The 16,834-nt window shown below is 36.9% G+C and carries 7 protein-coding genes and 1 pseudogene; 1 reads left to right on the forward strand and 7 read right to left on the reverse strand.

All coding sequences use genetic code 11. The features are described 5' to 3' along the window. Nucleotides 1–34: 34 nt before the first annotated feature. From MSBRM_RS18885 to grpE, 4 genes are all read right to left on the reverse strand, one after another. Complete coding sequence (locus MSBRM_RS18885) at nt 35–2,827, reverse strand: PKD domain-containing protein (RefSeq protein WP_052712864.1); 2,793 nt, start codon at nt 2,825–2,827, stop codon at nt 35–37. Between the two features lie 24 nt (nt 2,828–2,851). Beyond that, on the reverse strand, nt 2,852–4,966 hold the full coding sequence (locus tag MSBRM_RS11355; RefSeq protein WP_048116754.1) for an Hsp70 family protein: 2,115 nt from the start codon (nt 4,964–4,966) through the stop codon (nt 2,852–2,854). 192 nt (nt 4,967–5,158) lie between these two features. Next, nucleotides 5,159–6,790, reverse strand: a complete 1,632-nt coding sequence (locus tag MSBRM_RS11360; RefSeq protein ID WP_048116752.1) for an Hsp70 family protein — start codon at nt 6,788–6,790, stop codon at nt 5,159–5,161. Continuing rightward, nucleotides 6,783–7,547: a nucleotide exchange factor GrpE gene (gene grpE, locus MSBRM_RS11365; RefSeq protein WP_048155771.1), complete on the reverse strand. Its 765-nt coding sequence runs from the start codon at nt 7,545–7,547 to the stop codon at nt 6,783–6,785. Before grpE ends, MSBRM_RS11360 begins: the two co-directional genes overlap by 8 nt. A 1,181-nt stretch (nt 7,548–8,728) precedes the next feature. Here grpE and MSBRM_RS11370 point away from each other — a divergent pair. Then, nucleotides 8,729–9,840, forward strand: a pseudogene (locus MSBRM_RS11370) (ISL3 family transposase). Between the two features lie 17 nt (nt 9,841–9,857). Here MSBRM_RS11370 and MSBRM_RS18890 read toward each other — a convergent pair. From MSBRM_RS18890 to thsA, 3 genes are all read right to left on the reverse strand, one after another. Then, nucleotides 9,858–11,315: an HNH endonuclease gene (locus MSBRM_RS18890; protein WP_052712866.1), complete on the reverse strand. Its 1,458-nt coding sequence runs from the start codon at nt 11,313–11,315 to the stop codon at nt 9,858–9,860. Between the two features lie 178 nt (nt 11,316–11,493). Then, nucleotides 11,494–14,655 carry an ATP-binding protein gene (locus tag MSBRM_RS11380; RefSeq protein WP_052712867.1) on the reverse strand — a complete coding sequence of 1,054 codons (3,162 nt, stop codon included), beginning with the start codon at nt 14,653–14,655 and terminating at the stop codon, nt 11,494–11,496. Between the two features lie 379 nt (nt 14,656–15,034). Further along, the gene (thsA, locus tag MSBRM_RS11390; RefSeq protein ID WP_048116744.1) at nt 15,035–16,678 is read right to left on the reverse strand and encodes a thermosome subunit alpha; all 1,644 of its coding nucleotides are present in this window, start codon (nt 16,676–16,678) and stop codon (nt 15,035–15,037) included. Nucleotides 16,679–16,834: the final 156 nt, after the last annotated feature.

Here is a 16,834-nt window from a genome sequence, read left to right on the forward strand (position 1 = left end):
AAGTAAAAAGAGATATTTCAATTTGAATATCCCTTTAAGCTCCTTTGTAACTATTCACCAATGTTAACTCCAAATCCTTTGTTGAAATTATGTTTCCTTCGCTGTCAAAATAGGTGCTGTCATATCCTTTGGGATTATTTTGGTAGTAGTAGAAGCTTATCAATCTATTTCCATACTGATCTTGCCATATATCCCATTTCCACTCAGGATGATAAGATTCCGAATCTCCTGAAACAGTTTCTATAAAGTCACTTACCCCTTGATAATCATTTACAAATGTTAATACTTCAGATTCAGTGGGAAGGCTTGTGTCACCGGATGTTGTGTCATCACTTTCAGGAGCTGTAACAGTGATATAGTCTGTTTTTGTTTCCATATCCTGACCTGCTTCATTGGTTACAGTCTCTGTTACTGTATAAGTTCCAGCTTTTGTATAGGTATGCGTTGGATTATGCTCGGTGAAGATATCATAACTGTCTCCAAAATTCCATTGCCATTCAGTAGGAGATCCTGAGCTTTCATCAGTAAAAGATACTGTAAGAGGTGCTTCTCCTGAAGTTACGGATGCAGAAAAATCAGGAACTGGAACAGTTTCTGTAGATTTGAATTCAGTGTCAGGGAGAGCAGTTTCTGTGTTATCGGATGTTGTCTCATCACTTTCAGGAGCTGTAACAGTGATATAGTCTGTTTTTGTTTCCATATCCTGACCTGCTTCATTGGTTACAGTCTCTGTTACTGTATAAGTTCCAGCTTTTGTATAGGTATGCGTTGGATTATGCTCGGTGAAGATATCATAACTGTCTCCAAAATTCCATTGCCATTCAGTAGGAGATCCTGAGCTTTCATCAGTAAAAGATACTGTAAGAGGTGCTTCTCCTGAAGTTACAGATGCAGAAAAATCAGGAACTGGAACAACAACGATTGGAGTCTCTGCAGGAGCTGTAACAGTGATATAGCCTGTTTTTGTTTCCATATCCTGACCTGCTTCATTGGTTACAGTCTCTGTTACTGTATAAGTTCCAGCTTTTGTATAGGTATGCGTTGGATTATGCTCGGTGAAGATATCATAACTGTCTCCAAAATTCCATTGCCATTCGGTAGGAGATCCTGAGCTTTCATCAGTAAAAGATACTGTAAGAGGTGCTTCTCCTGAAGTTACGGATGCAGAAAAATCAGGAACTGGAGCAACAGCAGTTAGAGCCTCTGCAGAAGCTGTAACAGTGATATAACTCTCTTTTGTTTCTGTATCCCCACCTATTTCATTTGTTATAGTCTCTTTCACCGTGTAAGTTCCATCTGTTGTATAGGTGTGTATTGGATTTTGCTTGGTTGAAGTAACTCCATCCCCGAAGTCCCAGTTCCAAGAGGTTGGTGAGTCGGTGCTCTCGTCAAAAAACTGTACCTTTAGTGGTGCTTCTCCGGAAGTTATATCTGACCAAAAGTCGGCAACAGGGAGTACTGGTTGTTCTGAACCATTTATATTTGAATTCGTACCACCTACTCTCTCGCCTACTGTTTGATATGGTGCTTGTGGATTTTCAGATTGACTTCCATCGTTCCCGCTCATCAGTGAAATTCCACCTAGTGCCAGAAAACATAGAATTGCCCCGATAGCCAACTTTTTTAGTACGTCATATTTTGCTTTCTCTTCGGCTTCTTTCCTTGCTTTCTCTTCTTCCTCTTTCTTCTTTATTTCTTCGTCCCTTTTTTTGTTTTCAGCCTCTTTCTTTGCTTTCGCTTCTTTCCTTGCTTTCTCTTCGGCTTCTTTCCTTGCTTTCTCTTCGGCTTCTTTCCTTGCTTTCTCTTCAGCTTCTTTCCTTGCTTTCTCTTCAGCTTCTTTCCTTGCTTTCTCTTCGGCTTCTTTCCTTGTTTTCTCTTCAGCTCCTTTCCTTGCTTTCTCTTCGGCATCTTTCCTTGCTTTCTCTTCTTTCTTACCTGGATTATATAAATCTGGATTGTATTCAATTTTCTCAATTTTACAGAAGGAAATGAAAATATTTTCCGCCAGTGTTCTATCCTTGAGCAGCTCAGTTAATTTCCCAATGTAAATATCACCTTGTTCATCAGACATTTTTTTATCTGTGATCTTTGCAATTTCTTTTGCGTTATCTAAAATACTTCTTCTTTTACACCATGCTAAGTAATCGTCATAAATTGTTTTACTGCTTTCGTCCTTGAAAGCCAGTTCACAAGCTTCGCAGACTTTTTTACCAGCACTACTGTAAGTATCATTTTTATAGAACTCGTTTTTCTTTTTTTCCTGTGCTAGTTGTTTGAGCTTATCGCATGGCAGTTTGTCCATATTCTGCAAGGTACCGGGATTTAAGAAAGCATAAAAATCATCTTTATTAAATGGATTAAGGTAAGTCTTCATGCCATCAAATGCTTCAACATTCTTAGGCTTATTTTTATAATACTTGTCATAAGTTATCTGGAAATCAACCTTCGGGATTATTTTTATTCCAAGAGCAGAAACTCTTTTTTTAACTACGTTCACGGATATCTTTTTCGTATTTGCATAATTTTCGACTACTTTTTCGTCAATTTTCCCAGCTGTACCAAGTATTTTTAGATCTTGATCTATTGGATCATATACGATACTACACGCAGAAGCAGCTTCCCTTTTACGCTCAACAGGATCGCTCATTATTCTTTTTATTTCGGGGAGCATTTCAAGATACATCTTGTATTCTGCGCCTTTTTTGAAATGGTTAGAATTACGAGACCAAAATTTAACCTTATCTTCAATTCTCTGGTCTATAATAGCTTGATCCTCCACGGCAGGGTCAAAATCTAACTCTAATAACAAATAGTAGTTCTCTTTCATGAAAGCACTACCCTTACTCTATAATTACATTACTTTCAAACCAGTAGCATAGTCGCTGATTGCTTGGGCAATCTTAGAGAATGAACCAGATAGTTCAGTCAAATTCGTTATAGAAGCAAATTCATCTATAGATGCGATTTGTTTTAGAAACTCATAGTCTGCATTTCCAAACCCCAATGCAATAATTTCTATGCCTGCTTCATGGCACTGCTTAGCTGCGCTTATTGCCCTTTTCTGATGGTACCACTCGCCATCAGTAAGCACAATAATATAGCATACTTCGCCCTCATTTTCAGAAAGGTTTCCTTTTAACAGGGTTAAAGCAGTTGTAAATGGTTCTGCAGAATTTCCACCACCTACTTTCACACCACTTAATTTTGATATTACATCATTAACATTATTAAAATCTGTATCAAGCGGCAATACACATTTGACCTTATTGGCAAATGCAAGAATACCAATTTTAGTATTACCTTCTTCTAATTTGGCTACAAAATCATGCATCGCTTGCTGTGCTTTTTTAATTGGCTTGCCATACATGCTTCCAGATAAATCAACTGCTAAAATGATCTCAACATTCGGAGCCTCTGCGTTACCAGCTTGATCTTTTGGTGACCTGTCAGTCCAATCCATATCTTCGGGTATCGGCTCAATTCTAATTGGCAATTTCTTATGGTTTTCTTGTTGAACCGCTGATACTTCAACAACACCATTAGAGGTGTATTGATATGTCACATCAATAAAAGAAGTAGATGAGGAAACTCTTTCGATTTCTGTTATTACATATTTATTGATAATCGTATTATCTAAGGGTCTTTCAAATTCGCCTTGCAAAATATATACTTCAAGTTCGTTATTTTTAGTTCTTGTCTTAAACTTAAATGATCTTGTATTCTCTGCTGGAACTTTACTATTTTTCTTAATAATGATGCTGTTAATGTATTTTTCTCCATCGGGACTAATAGATATCATTCCAAGAGAATGAGCTGTAACATCAAATACAGCTTTAGCGCCTTGTATGCACAGTTTATTTGTTTTTGGACGATGCATTAACCCGCCAATCAAAGGAACTATATTCGCTTTCTCATCAGTATTGGCTCTGATTGCTGCTCCAAGAGCTACAGCTTCGTCCACATTAACACCCGAAAGGGGATGTTTACCCGACATGCTCTCAACATACTTATGAACCATTCTCATTCTTGTGGAACCGCCAACAAGAATTACACCATCGATATTATTCCATGATAAATTGAGGGAAGTGATTAAACCTTCAGTCAATTCTTTAGTTGTTCCTAATAAAAACTGTGAAATAGATTCAAACAAGTCTTCTGTAATTTCAATATTAGCTCTAATACTTTGATAGGTAATGGGCACTCTTACAGTGTCTTTTGCTGTTAGCTGCCTCTTTACATTCTCAGCAGTTACCAATAAAGAGGCAACCATTTCTCTATCCTCGCTTAAGTCTATTCCATATCGTTCTTGGAATTCAGCTACCAGGTATCTTGCTATACAATCATCCCAATCTTTGCCACCAAGTTCATGGTTACCATCGCTACCGAGGATATCAATTTCATCTTTATTGATACGGGCAATGGTAACATCGAATGTTCCACCCCCAAGGTCATATATCAGTACAGTTTGCTCTGCATCTTTGCCATTCAACCCATATGCGATTGCCGCTGCAGTAGGCTCATTAATAATTGAAAGGACATCTAGCCCTGCTCTTTTGCCAGCTTCAATAGTGGCTTCACGCTCTTTATGAGTAAAATAAGCAGGAACAGTTATAACAGCAGCATCAATTTTCTCTCCGATTTGTGATTCGGCTTCTTTCTTAATCTTTTCAAGAAATGTGGCAGAGAAATCCGTTGCATTATATGTTTTCCCATTAATCTCTACAGAAAACATATCTTTACCCATGCTACGTTTAAAAAACGCAACGGTATTGATATCGCCCATCGCTTGCATATTTTTAGCGTCTTGGCCATACAAAATATTCCCATTAGGCTCGAAACACAAAACTGAAGGAGTGATAGCACTGCCAAAACAATTTTTTATAACCTCTGGTTTCCCAGTTTGCTCATCTATACATGCAACAGCACTAAAAGTTGTACCTAAGTCAATTCCGACTCTAATACCCACTTTTATTCCTCCAAATTAAATTAGCTTGCAAACCCAATGAGCTCATCTTAAACCGATTTTATAATTAAATATGGAAATTTAAAAACCGCTTTCATGATCATAAATTCGATTGATTTTTCAAATTTGAAATTGAAAAAAATGATTTTGAGTTTTAGGATAAGCCCAATAAGTATTGTAGCTGATAAAATGTAATTACATCAAGACCATTTGCTGTGATTTTTTTCTTAAATCCTCAACTTCTTCACTGGTCATGATATTTTTTGACTGCATAGTTGCATGAATTTCTTTGTTGCTTGTCAGATCTTTACCAGTAACTTCCAAAATGCCTTCACTATTAAGACTTAATATTATCTCAATTGGCGCACCAGAAGGAAGGTTATCCGGCAATTCTAAGGTTGCTGTACCAATCTCGTAATCTTTATCGATATCAAAATACTCATCCATAAAATCGCTTTCATAGACAACTATTTCAGCTGTTTCCTGGTTTGCAATGTATGTTCCAAATGTCTGGGAAACAGTTATGACACCATCAGGCATAGAATTGTTTTTGATAATCATATTGCAACATTTTGGTTCCTTATTTACAATTGCCTCTACAGCAAAACTTTTAGTTGTAGCCACAACAATCGAACGCTTTTTTCCACCTATGCTCATCATCGCTGGGTCAACAGATAATTGTTCAACACTATTAGATGGATCTAAAACGGAATCTGAAGTCACACTGCCTTTATTGTCTTCATCCCATTTGGACAAAGTTGGTTGGTCGTTGATGTAAACATTAACAGCATGAATTGCAGCCCCTTTAGCAACAGCTTCATCCGGTTCAAGGATTTTAGGCTTTATGCCGTATTTTTCCTCCAACACCCTGGTTACCTGTGGCATTCTCGTAGAACCGCCAACCAAAAGAATTTCATCTACTTTAAAACCACGTTTTTCTGCCACAGCAATAGCAGCATCAGTCTTATCAACGGTGGAATTTAACAGTGAAAAAGTAATCTCATCAAATTTTTCTCTTGAAAAATCGATTCTTGCTCTTTCTCCAGCTGCCTCAACTATAACAGGAGTTTTTTCTTTCGCAGAAAGTTGCTGTTTTGCTTTTTCAGCTTTCAAACGAAGATCCTGCTGTGCGTATTCATCAAAATCGCCATCATATGATTTTTGAGAAGCAAATTCATCTGCAAGGTAACGCATGGTTGCACTGTCCCAATCTTTTCCGCCTAAATCATGGTCCCCGTCAGAACATATAATCTCAATTTTTTCGGAGTTAATACTCATGATAGTAACATCAAAAGTTCCTCCCCCCAGATCATATACAAGAATAGTTTTTTCTTCAGGTTCTTTAGTGCACCCATAGTAAATTGCTGCAGCAACAGGTTCACTAATAATCTCCAGCACATTGAGACCAGCAATTATTCCTGCATTCTTTGTCGCTGTTCTTTCAGCAGTACCAAAATAAGCAGGACACGTAATTACTACATCCTTTACTTCTGCATCAATTTCCTTTGCTGCGTCTTCTGCAAGCTTCCTCAAGATGTAGGCCGATACTTCTTCAGGAGATTTATCTTCATCGTTGTAATTTATAGCAAAGTTACTTTTACCCATCAATGTTTTTACTAGTGATACAGTATTCTTAGGGTCAATAACGGCAGTCTCCTTTGCCACCTGTCCTACGACAACTTGATTGGGACTTGCAAAATTAACAACAGAAGGAGTAGTATTTGTTCCTTCTAAATTTTTAATAACATTTGCCCTTCCACTTTCGTCAACATACGCAATACATGAATATGTCGTACCAAGATCAATGCCATAGACATACTTAGCCATGTTGTACCATCTCCGTGTTAATTTCTGTTATTATTTCGGCTGGCTCTTCATAATAATAAACAGCAATTTTTTCTGCAGAAATAGTCCTTCCGTTATAGTCATAGCCACAGCTTAGAGACTCGGCAACCTTACCGTGTAATTCACTGTTTTCAGTAACAACCTTCTTAATTACTCGTTGTTTTACCGGCAAAAAAGAATCTCCAGGGCTGCTTTCGTATATCTCAACGCCATTTTTATCTAATATATCTTGAATGTCAAGAGCATATCCTGCAAAAGTTTCGTTAGGAATATCCCTTTCTCCTTCAGGCTTCTTGAGGTAAAAATCGGTTATTCTCAAAATACTATCTCTAACTTCAATAATGTCAAGAAGAACTTGTCTGAGAACCTGTGAGTAAATGTCATCCTTATACTTCTGAAGCTCTTTATGCATTTGATCAATAATTTTTCCCTTATGTTCCATATGCTGTGTTTTTTCGGAAAAGAGTTGATTAAGGGAGTCTACTTTAGCCGAAAGATCGGTAATATTTTGCAAAATATCATCATTACTGATGCTTACACTTTCAGCTTTTCCGAGTTCCTCTTCAGTACACTTTTCGACATTCGACCCATTGAGAGGTTCATCAAGTATCAATTTCTCTTCTTTGATTTCTTCGTTGCTTGTAACTGTATCGACAACTTCGTCTTTTATATTTTCAGGAAACGCATCATCTACCATTCTTTGATCAGTCGGAGGTTCTTCCTTGTCATTATTGCCCATCTCTTGATCTCCTTGTATCTCAGTGATTTCCAATGCAAAAGGACATCTGCAAATACAGACTATGTGCTCATAAATTGTCTAAAATAGTTGACAAAAGCTATTACACTACTAGAATAGCACCAAATGGTGCAACTCAAGTTGAAAAAAGAAGCGCTGTTGCTAAGAAAATAAATACTGCTGATAAATTAATATCATTTTAGTCGTATAAGTTTGTACATCTGTATAGCTGTCAACCATTTTAATAATCCTTCTAGTTTACTAAAAGCAATTAACTACTAAGCAATTCTAATTTTAAGTGTTAACAAAGTCATAATTTGATTTATAATTATTAAACTTGCCTATTTGTTTCAATAGTTCTTTTATTTAGATTAAATTTAGATAAATAATTATAAAAAACGTTTATTTTTAAAATCAACCTATTTAATTCGTTTTATAAAAGAAACTACTAAAAAATAGGAGTAATAACAAGAAAGGAATGTTAACTGTGTAAATAACAGAATTAAAGCAGTTATAACTTGTAATTACAGATTTTAACCCAAATTTGACAGACGCATATATTATATAATGTCTAAACGGGCTTCATGCTTATGTTTTCTTCACACTATTCAAAGTTTTATCCCACATCTTATGATTTTTTTACATTTTTCAGTTTACCAAAATGTAATGTGTCGATACAACGTGTTTTGTGTAAGAAAATACTGTATTAATTAGCAGAATCTGTCAAATTAGGGTTTTAAAGGTAGAAACAGGCATAAACTTACAGACAAATGAAGAGATAAATTCTAGTTATGCTGAGATAATGAGGTCACTGGACAACAGGAAATATTCTAAAATTTACACCTAGGAACTATTAAAGTATAGAAGCATGTTTACATACAAGTAAATTGTCAGCATTACCCCTTTGTCCTATGAGGAGGCGAAAAAAACTGGCAGTTTAGGGGCTCATACATAGCAGCATGACGCTGTTTTGCCTTAATTATTGGCTCTTCGTCGTTTCAGATGGGTATGTTTTTATATTAAAAATACAATATAAATAGGTATTATAATATTTGATAAAAATAACTGCAGGAGTTTGATATCCCATTTGTGAAAAAACATTTGAAATACCTTTGAATGTCAAAGAACCTTGGCAAATAACCAATGCTGAATTTGATTTAACATCTGAAAAACTTAATATTTGGATTGATTTTAAACGTGGTTCCAAATTTCCCTGTCCTAAGTGTGGCAAACCAAACTGCTCAGCTTATGATACTAAGGAAAAAGTGTTACGGCATATTAACTACTTTCAATATTCTACATATTTGCACTGTAGAATTCCAAGAATAGAATGTGAAAATTGTGGAGTTCTTCAAATAAAAGTTCCATGGGCTCGCGAAAAAAGCAACTTTACTCTTCGAATGGAAGCTCTGATCCTGGAGCTATCAAAAAGAATGCCAGTGTTACAAATTGGGAAGTTGCTTGGAGAATATGACAAAAAGCTTTGGAGAGTCATAAACCATTACACTGACAATGCAAGGTCTAAAGAGGATTTATCGGATGTATGTGTTGTTGGTATAGATGAAACTTCATGCAAGAAAGGACATGAATACATAACTCTTGTTGTTGATATAAAAGATTCAAAAGTAATATTTGCTTGTGAAGGAAAAGACTCTTCAACTATTACCAGTTTTAGCAAAGATCTGCAAGATCATAATGGAAACAAAAGCAACATTAAATCGGTATGTTGCGACATGTCTCCCTCATATATCAGTGGAATTTCTATAGAATTTCCAGATGCAAAAATTACATTCGATAAATTCCATGTGATGAAAGCGATGAATGAAGGATTAAATGAAGTAAGGATACAAGAACAAAAAAAACAAAGGAACTCAAAAATACCAAATTCATATGGATTACGAACAAGGAAAATCTAACTGATAAACAGAGAAAAAGGCTTTTAAAACTCCAAAATCAAAAACTGGATACATTCAGAGCATATAATATAAAAGAAAGTCTTAGAAAGTTCTGGGAATACAAAAGCCGAGAGGAAGCTGAACAATATCTAAAAAAGTGGTATTTTTGGGCAACTCATAGCAGATTAGAAGCAATAATTGAGGTTGCTAAAACCATTAAAAGTCATTGGGATGGAATTCTAAACTACTTTGATTCCAGAGTCACTAACGGAATTGTGGAAGGTATTAACAGTATTGTACAGTTGATAAAAAGAAATGCTAGAGGATATCGAAACACTCAGTATTTTATTACTAATATCTATCTAAAATTAGGAAAGTTAGATTTCAAACTACCCATCTGAAACGACGAAGAGCCTAATTATTGTTTGCTCATATACTCACCACCAACATGTCCTGTTCTCTTATGGTATTCTTCTGTTGGGACAAGTTGCATCCTCGAGAAGTCTTGATGATGGTGCCATGTAAAACCAGGAATCTGGGCTCTTCCTCCTTTTATTGCACTCAATTGTTCTGGAGTAAAGCTTGTCAGACTAGCGTTTCTTTTTTGATCAGGATCTTGAAGTGATTTTCGAAGTGATCTAGTTGCAGCTCTTTTATGGGCTTCACTATCATGTTTCGAAGCAATATTTTCTGGAATTCTTGTGTCAAATACAGCAACGTCATCAAAAATTGGAAAACCTTTTAAATCATATACAATTCCAGTTATTGGATGTTTTTCACCAGCCATATGAACCATTTTTGCGTCATTTGGTGGAATAGTTGATGAACTAACTTGCCCTGGATATCTCCTCTTTAATACATCCGCTATCTCTCTTGATGATAGAGCCATTGTGTTTCCTGAGCCATATTCATCGTTTTCAGATTGTTGTTCTAAACCATTCAGTTCTGGCTTGCCCATCTCATGTTCACCAGCTTTATCTGTCTCATTAACTTTAGTTTCTGCATTAGGTTGAATATCTACATTTATCTTATCGTTTTCTGATTCGGTCTTAGATTCACCAGCTTTTATCTCATCTTTTTCAGATTCGATCTCATCACCAGTTTCACCTGTCTCATCAGTTTTTATCTCATCTTTTTCAGATTCTGTCTTAAGATAGTCGTTACGCTCAGCGTTTAATTCTTCACTGAATCCAGTTTTTCCATCGCCTTTATTAATCCTACTCAGCTCTTCACCAGTTTCACCTGTCTCATCAGTTTTTATCTCATCTTTTTCAGATTCTGTCTTAAGATAGTCGTTACGTTCAGCGTCTAATTCTTCACTGAATCCACTGTTTTCATCGCCTTTATTAATCCCAGTCTCATCAGCTTTACCTGTCTCACTAACTTTTGTCTTGTCGTTTTCAGGATCTATATTATTTTTCTTGTCGTTTTCAGGATCTATATTTTTTTTCTTGTCGTTTTCAGGCTTTATCTTAAGATAGTCGTTGTTATGCTCATCTTTTAATTCTTCACTGAATCTACTGTTTCCATCGCCTTTATTAATCCCAGTCTCATCAGCTTTACCTGTCTCACTAACTTTTTTCTTGTCGTTTTCAGGATCTATATTATTTTTCTTGTCGTTTTCAGGATCTATATTATTTTTCTTGTCGTTTTCAGGATCTATATTATTTTTCTTATCGTTTTCAGGCTTTATCTTAAGATAGTCGTTGTTATGCTCATCTTTTAATTCTTTACTGAATCTACTGTTTCCATCGCCTTTATTAATCCCTGTCTCACCAACTTCGCCAGCTTTACTTATTTCACCTTCACCTGTCTTATTAAGTTCACCTAGCTTGTTCTTTACACCATTGTTATTAGTGTCTTCCAATCCAGACATACATTTACCTCCTGCGAAATAGTATAGCTGGCACTTCTCTATAATCCTGCACTGATTTAGGAAAGCCACCATTTTGCCTAGAAACAATCACTTTTTTGTTTATTTACTATTGAAATGAGACTTATTGACTGAGTTATCGGATTTTTCATTTATTAATAGAGTATTGGTAGAGTCTTTTTTAAAATATTTTTCTGACGCAATAATGTACAAATTTATATCTCTCACTATTGTTCGGTTCACTTTGGATCTTGTAGTCTAAGAGTTTTATAAATACTGTTTTTCTTGTTTGTTCATCAAAATCTGCATAGAGATCCAAGTTCTTAGTGATATAATCAACATATATTCTACAAGCTTTAACAGTAGGATTATCAATCTCTGACTTTTTTGGAAGCTTTTGTAATTCCGATGTGTTTGGTAGTTTATCTTCAAACATTCTAAACAAATCATTACAATTCATAAGTTTAAAAATGAGTTCAAAAAAAGCAAATTGTTTTTGTTTCGTCTCAAACTTTTTCTGATATTCCAAAAGAAGATTTCTTATATCAGTTTTGGCGAGCTTGGAAACTTTTGCAGAATTAATAATTGTATTGAACCACGCCATATTAAAGATCTTGTCTTCATCTTGGAGAATGAGTTCAGTAAGTAATTCTCCTATTAAAGCCGTTCTATTCTTTCGATCTTGAATCGGAGTTGATGATATTTCATATAGATCACTGCTCTTATCTATTTTTGTTAAAACGGGCTCTAACCAGTTATTTTGACATATCGCAGCAACGCCTTTATCCAGTTTAGTTAATTCCATAATCTGTTCATCAGTTAGACCAATTGAGCAACCGGCAACCTCGCAATCGTTCCTTTCAGGTAATCTCATAATTATTTTTGTATTGGTGTTTTTTATTGCTGATATGTCTACGGACGTTGGGGACTGATCGACAATAATAAATCCTTCACCAAATGTTCTCATTTCAGCTATAGAATTGCTTATCATTTCAACGGATTTGCCCTGAACATTTGAAGATTCTTGATCCTGGTCTACAGAGGTTCTTTTCAAAAGGTTATGTGCTTCTTCCAGTATGGTTACATGCTTAAGCGGCAGGTTTGTGCCACCTGACGTTGATTGTCTAAACTCACTCAACTTTAATACCAACATGCCCATTAGCAATGCCTTTGTTTCAACAGATCCTATACGACTCAGGTCAACAATTGTATTTTGATTAAATAGCACATCATCGTCGATTGCATGCCCCAAAAAAATTTGCCCGACCAGACCATCTGTTAAAGATTCGACACGGGTCACCAGAGATCCAACATAATTTCCCTTTACTTCATCGGAAAACTTAGATTCGTTGAGCAACTTAGGCAAGATGTCAACGATATCTTTGAATGTTGGGAATTTTCCGTTCCCTCGATTAATATGTATAGAGTGATTTAAGTCCCAGCCATGAAGAATATATGCTTTCTCAAATGATGCTTTCAAAAATGCTGGCATAGCTGCATATAATGGCCAGCATGCACTGAATATTTCTATAAGTCTATCCAGATGTTCTAATACATGAATTTCTCCATTAAACTCAAATGGATTTATACTCAACATGTCATAATATCGTGGATTTGTTGTAAATATGTTAATATCCGGCATGCCACCAAAAGCTAATTTGTATTCACCTTTTGCTGGCTCAATGACCAAAAATTTAACATTATTTTTTTGCGATATTAATTCATCTATAATTTTGTAAGTTGTGTTTGATTTTCCTGAGCCGGTCGATCCGGTTATGAAGCAATGTGCTGTTAAGCTCTCTAAATCCAACTTCACTCTATTGTTCTCGAATACCTCCCCCATATGGTAGATGGCCCCAATGTCAATATTTCGAGAGTTATCTTTTTGCTCTTTTACAAACACATTTCTACCGAATGCAACAGAATTAACAGATGTGACACCGACTACAGATTTGTGCGGAATTCCCATCAAAATAGGCAACTCAACACCACTAATCATACTTGCTGGAGTAATTGTTTGTTCTGTGTAATTGCCCTCTCCACTATTAGGAAGATATCTAAACTGAGGATGCAAACCATGCCGGAGATGATCCAAAATTATTAAGCTATTATCTGAATTCTCATATTCATTATTCCACAGGTTTATGAATGAATTTTCAACACTTGTCTTTTCTCCAGCAACCAGCGCTTTATATGTATTAGCTGCGACAATAGATGTTTCGGGATCTTCAGAAATGAAATAACAGGCACTGTCCCATAATCCGTATGCTTCGCAATTTTTGATTCTATCTAATTGCTCATCTATCTTCTCTAATAATTCCTGTACAGTCTTATTTTGTCTGGTAATAGCTATACTTGTAGACGTTCCTTCCGTAGTCGTCCTTGTATCTGATTTTGTGTTGCTTGTAGACTCAGATTCAGAACGCGTATCAGTATGGCCAGTAGAAGATCCGGTAGAGCTCCCAGTATTTGTTCCTTCATTTTTACCAGAATTAAACCCAAGTAAAAAAATAGAATAATTACGACCATGATACCGAGATTTACTTGTTCCACTGGAGGTACTCGTGTTTGTTCCGGTTGTGTCGCTAACGCCCTCGTTTATCGATTTTGAGAAGCTATCACTTATTCCTATAGCTACAGCTTCACTATTATTTTCGCCATACGTCATATTTGCCTGTGAGAATTGTGAAAGTGTGGAATAAAGCTCCTCATATCCTCGTTTCTTGTTTTCCAAATCAGCTTTACTTAACGGTGAAGAGATTAATACCGCAGTGTACTTTTCACCGGACATAGAATCAATAAATTTCTCCATTCCCTGTACAAATTTATCCTTATCATCGTCTCTTGCGCTAGGAACAATTGAAACGGAAGAAACAGCCATATTAGAATATACGCTGGGAATATGAGACTCTAATATTCTTTCAATTTCTGAAGATGATTGTTCATTTATTTCAATACCAGGGAAATTTCCTCTCAAGCTTTTCTGCAAAATTTCTTTTGCGGTATTTGGTTGATTAACATCTCTTGTTCCGAGGTAAAACTTTACACCTTCTTTATCACTGAAAATAACAAGTAAAGCTGAACTTCCAAAATTCGATAATGCACTATAAACACTAACGAGTTTATCGTTAATGTTCTCATCAACGTCATATACAATTTTGCTAACTTCAAACATCGAGATATATGAGAAAGAGCGTTGAATATCTTCTAATGGTATCGGGTCGCATTTACCTATATCAATTAAATAGTTTTTATTTATAAACAGGTCTGCAATTTCCAATCCATTTTGCATGATTTCAGAAACACGATTTTGCATTTTGGTCCTTTCTTCGGTATATCTCATAAGTTAGGCCTCTATTTTGATAAAATAGTCATCCTACTCCATCTTCATACCCATATCGACAAGTTGACCTAATTATAGATATATATTCTCATATTGTTCTCAAGTCATAGAATTAAAATCAAGCAGAGCTTCTGAAGAGGTAGGAGGTATTTTCTACCGATGACTTTTAAAAATTTATTTGGTTATAAAAATAGCTTATTGCCAATCTGTCAGGAACCATATTGTTTAGAACTTAAAACTAAACCTGAAAAACAAATTAGAAAAAGGAAGTTAAAAAATAGTTTTGAAAAAAAAATTTTAAAAAAGCCACAGAATAAAAACCACAGCTTTCTATGTTTACTTATCTGTGTTTATTTGTTAGTTTAACTTAAACCCGGCTTTACCTGCGCATGTTAAGTGCAGGAGCTGCCATGCCATCATAAGTGCTTGCCATATGCTCGGGTTTGACATTCTGCATGTCAGCGCGCTGGGCGCGGAGCATGTCGTCCACACGGAGCACCATCACTGCGGCTTCGGAGCCAGCTTTGACGGAGTTGATCTTAACCCTGATGGGGTCAACAATGCCTTTTTCGAGCATATCTTCGGCAGCACCGGTATTGATATTTAAGCCTGCATTTTTGTTTTCGGCGTGCTTTGCCCTGAGGTTCACTATTGTGTTGATAGTATCCAGACCTGCATTTCTGGCAATTGTCCTCGGGATTTCTTCAATGGCGTCTGCAAAAGCCCTGATTGCCATCTGTTCACGACCACCTATGCTTGCAGCATATGCACGAAGCCCAAGTGCAACTTCGACCTCGGAAGCTCCACCGCCTGCAACTATCCTGCTGTCTTCTATGGCACATTTTACTACCCTGAGGGCATCGTCAATTGCACGTTCAAGGTTGTCAACTATGTGCTCTGTACCGCCCCTGATGACAATGGATACGGATTTTGCACCTTTGCAGTCTCTGAGGTAGGTCTTACCCTGGTCGCCGTCCCGATCCTGTTCAAGGAGCCCGGCATGTCCGAGTTCTTTCGAGGTCAGTTCTTTGATATTGCGGATAGGCCTGCCGCCTGTGGCATCTACAAGGTGCTGCATGTCATCGTTCTTAACCCTGCGGGTTGCATAAATTCCCCGGCTTTGCAGGTAGGCTGCGATTTTGTCATCCATGCCTTTGGAACAGAAAACTGCATTTGCCCCTGCCCTGATGACATAGTCTGCCATCTCAAATAGAGCTTCTTCTTCCTGCTTTACAAAACCCTCAAGGTCACCATATGCGTTTATCTGAAGTTTTGCTTTGTTTGCGGTCTTGGCAATCTCCATGGAGGTATCGATCAGAGCGATTGCAGGGTTTTCAATTCTGAGAGGGAATTTCTTGTCCAGAGCAACCTTGTCTATTACAATGCCTTCAACAAACTCGGTATCTTCGGCCTTGCCGCCGACATCTTTTGAAAGAATAACGTCTTTGAGGTCAACTATGCCTCTTTCCCGAATCGCAAGTCCGGCATCCACGCAGAGTTCCGCAATCAAACGGCCGTACTTTTCAGAAGCTTTGCCCGTAATAGAAGTTCTGGCAACTTCTAAAAGTTTCTCCTTTTCATTATCGGCAGTTGGGATTGCAAGGTTCTCTAAAATCTCAACAGCCTTCTCGGCTGCAAGCCTGTACCCCTTGACAACAACTGTCGGGTGGACTCCACTCTCAATAAGCTCTTCTGCCTTTTCCAGCAGACTGCCTGTGAATACAACAGCACTTGTAGTCCCATCCCCAGCCGAACTTTCAAGTGACTCTGCAACTTCGGCCACCATCTTGGCTGCCGGGTGCTCAATGGACATATCATGTAAAATAGTTGCACCGTCATTTGTGATTGTGATATCCCCGATAGGATTGACAAGCATCTTGTCCATTCCTCTCGGACCAAGCGTGCTCTTGACTATACTGGCCACTGCCTTTGCAGCCGCAATGTTCATGCTGAGCGCTTCTTTTCCCTTTGTCTCTTCTTTTCTAGGATCTACTATTATGATTGGCTGGCCACCTTTTTCCATCTGAACCAAAACCTCCTTAAAATGAAGTCTATGTATCGAAGCTTTTCTACTTGATAATTTGAAGTTGTCCTGGCTATAGTCACTTTTAGCCCGAGATCAGCCTGAAAATATGATTTCATCAGTTGCCTTGCGTGAAGCAGTATTTGATCAGAAAAT

Origin of the sequence: Methanosarcina barkeri MS, assembly GCF_000970025.1 — an archaeon.
Taxonomy (GTDB): Archaea; Halobacteriota; Methanosarcinia; order Methanosarcinales; family Methanosarcinaceae; genus Methanosarcina; species Methanosarcina barkeri.

Coding starts and splice junctions, on each gene's coding strand:
- MSBRM_RS18890 (WP_052712866.1), bottom strand. CDS start 11,315: ATGTCTGGATTGGAAGACACTAATAACAATGGTGTAAAGAACAAGCTA.
- MSBRM_RS18885 (WP_052712864.1), bottom strand. CDS start 2,827: ATGAAAGAGAACTACTATTTGTTATTAGAGTTAGATTTTGACCCTGCC.
- grpE (WP_048155771.1), bottom strand. CDS start 7,547: ATGGGCAATAATGACAAGGAAGAACCTCCGACTGATCAAAGAATGGTA.
- MSBRM_RS11380 (WP_052712867.1), bottom strand. CDS start 14,655: ATGAGATATACCGAAGAAAGGACCAAAATGCAAAATCGTGTTTCTGAA.
- thsA (WP_048116744.1), bottom strand. CDS start 16,678: ATGGAAAAAGGTGGCCAGCCAATCATAATAGTAGATCCTAGAAAAGAA.
- MSBRM_RS11360 (WP_048116752.1), bottom strand. CDS start 6,790: ATGGCTAAGTATGTCTATGGCATTGATCTTGGTACGACATATTCATGT.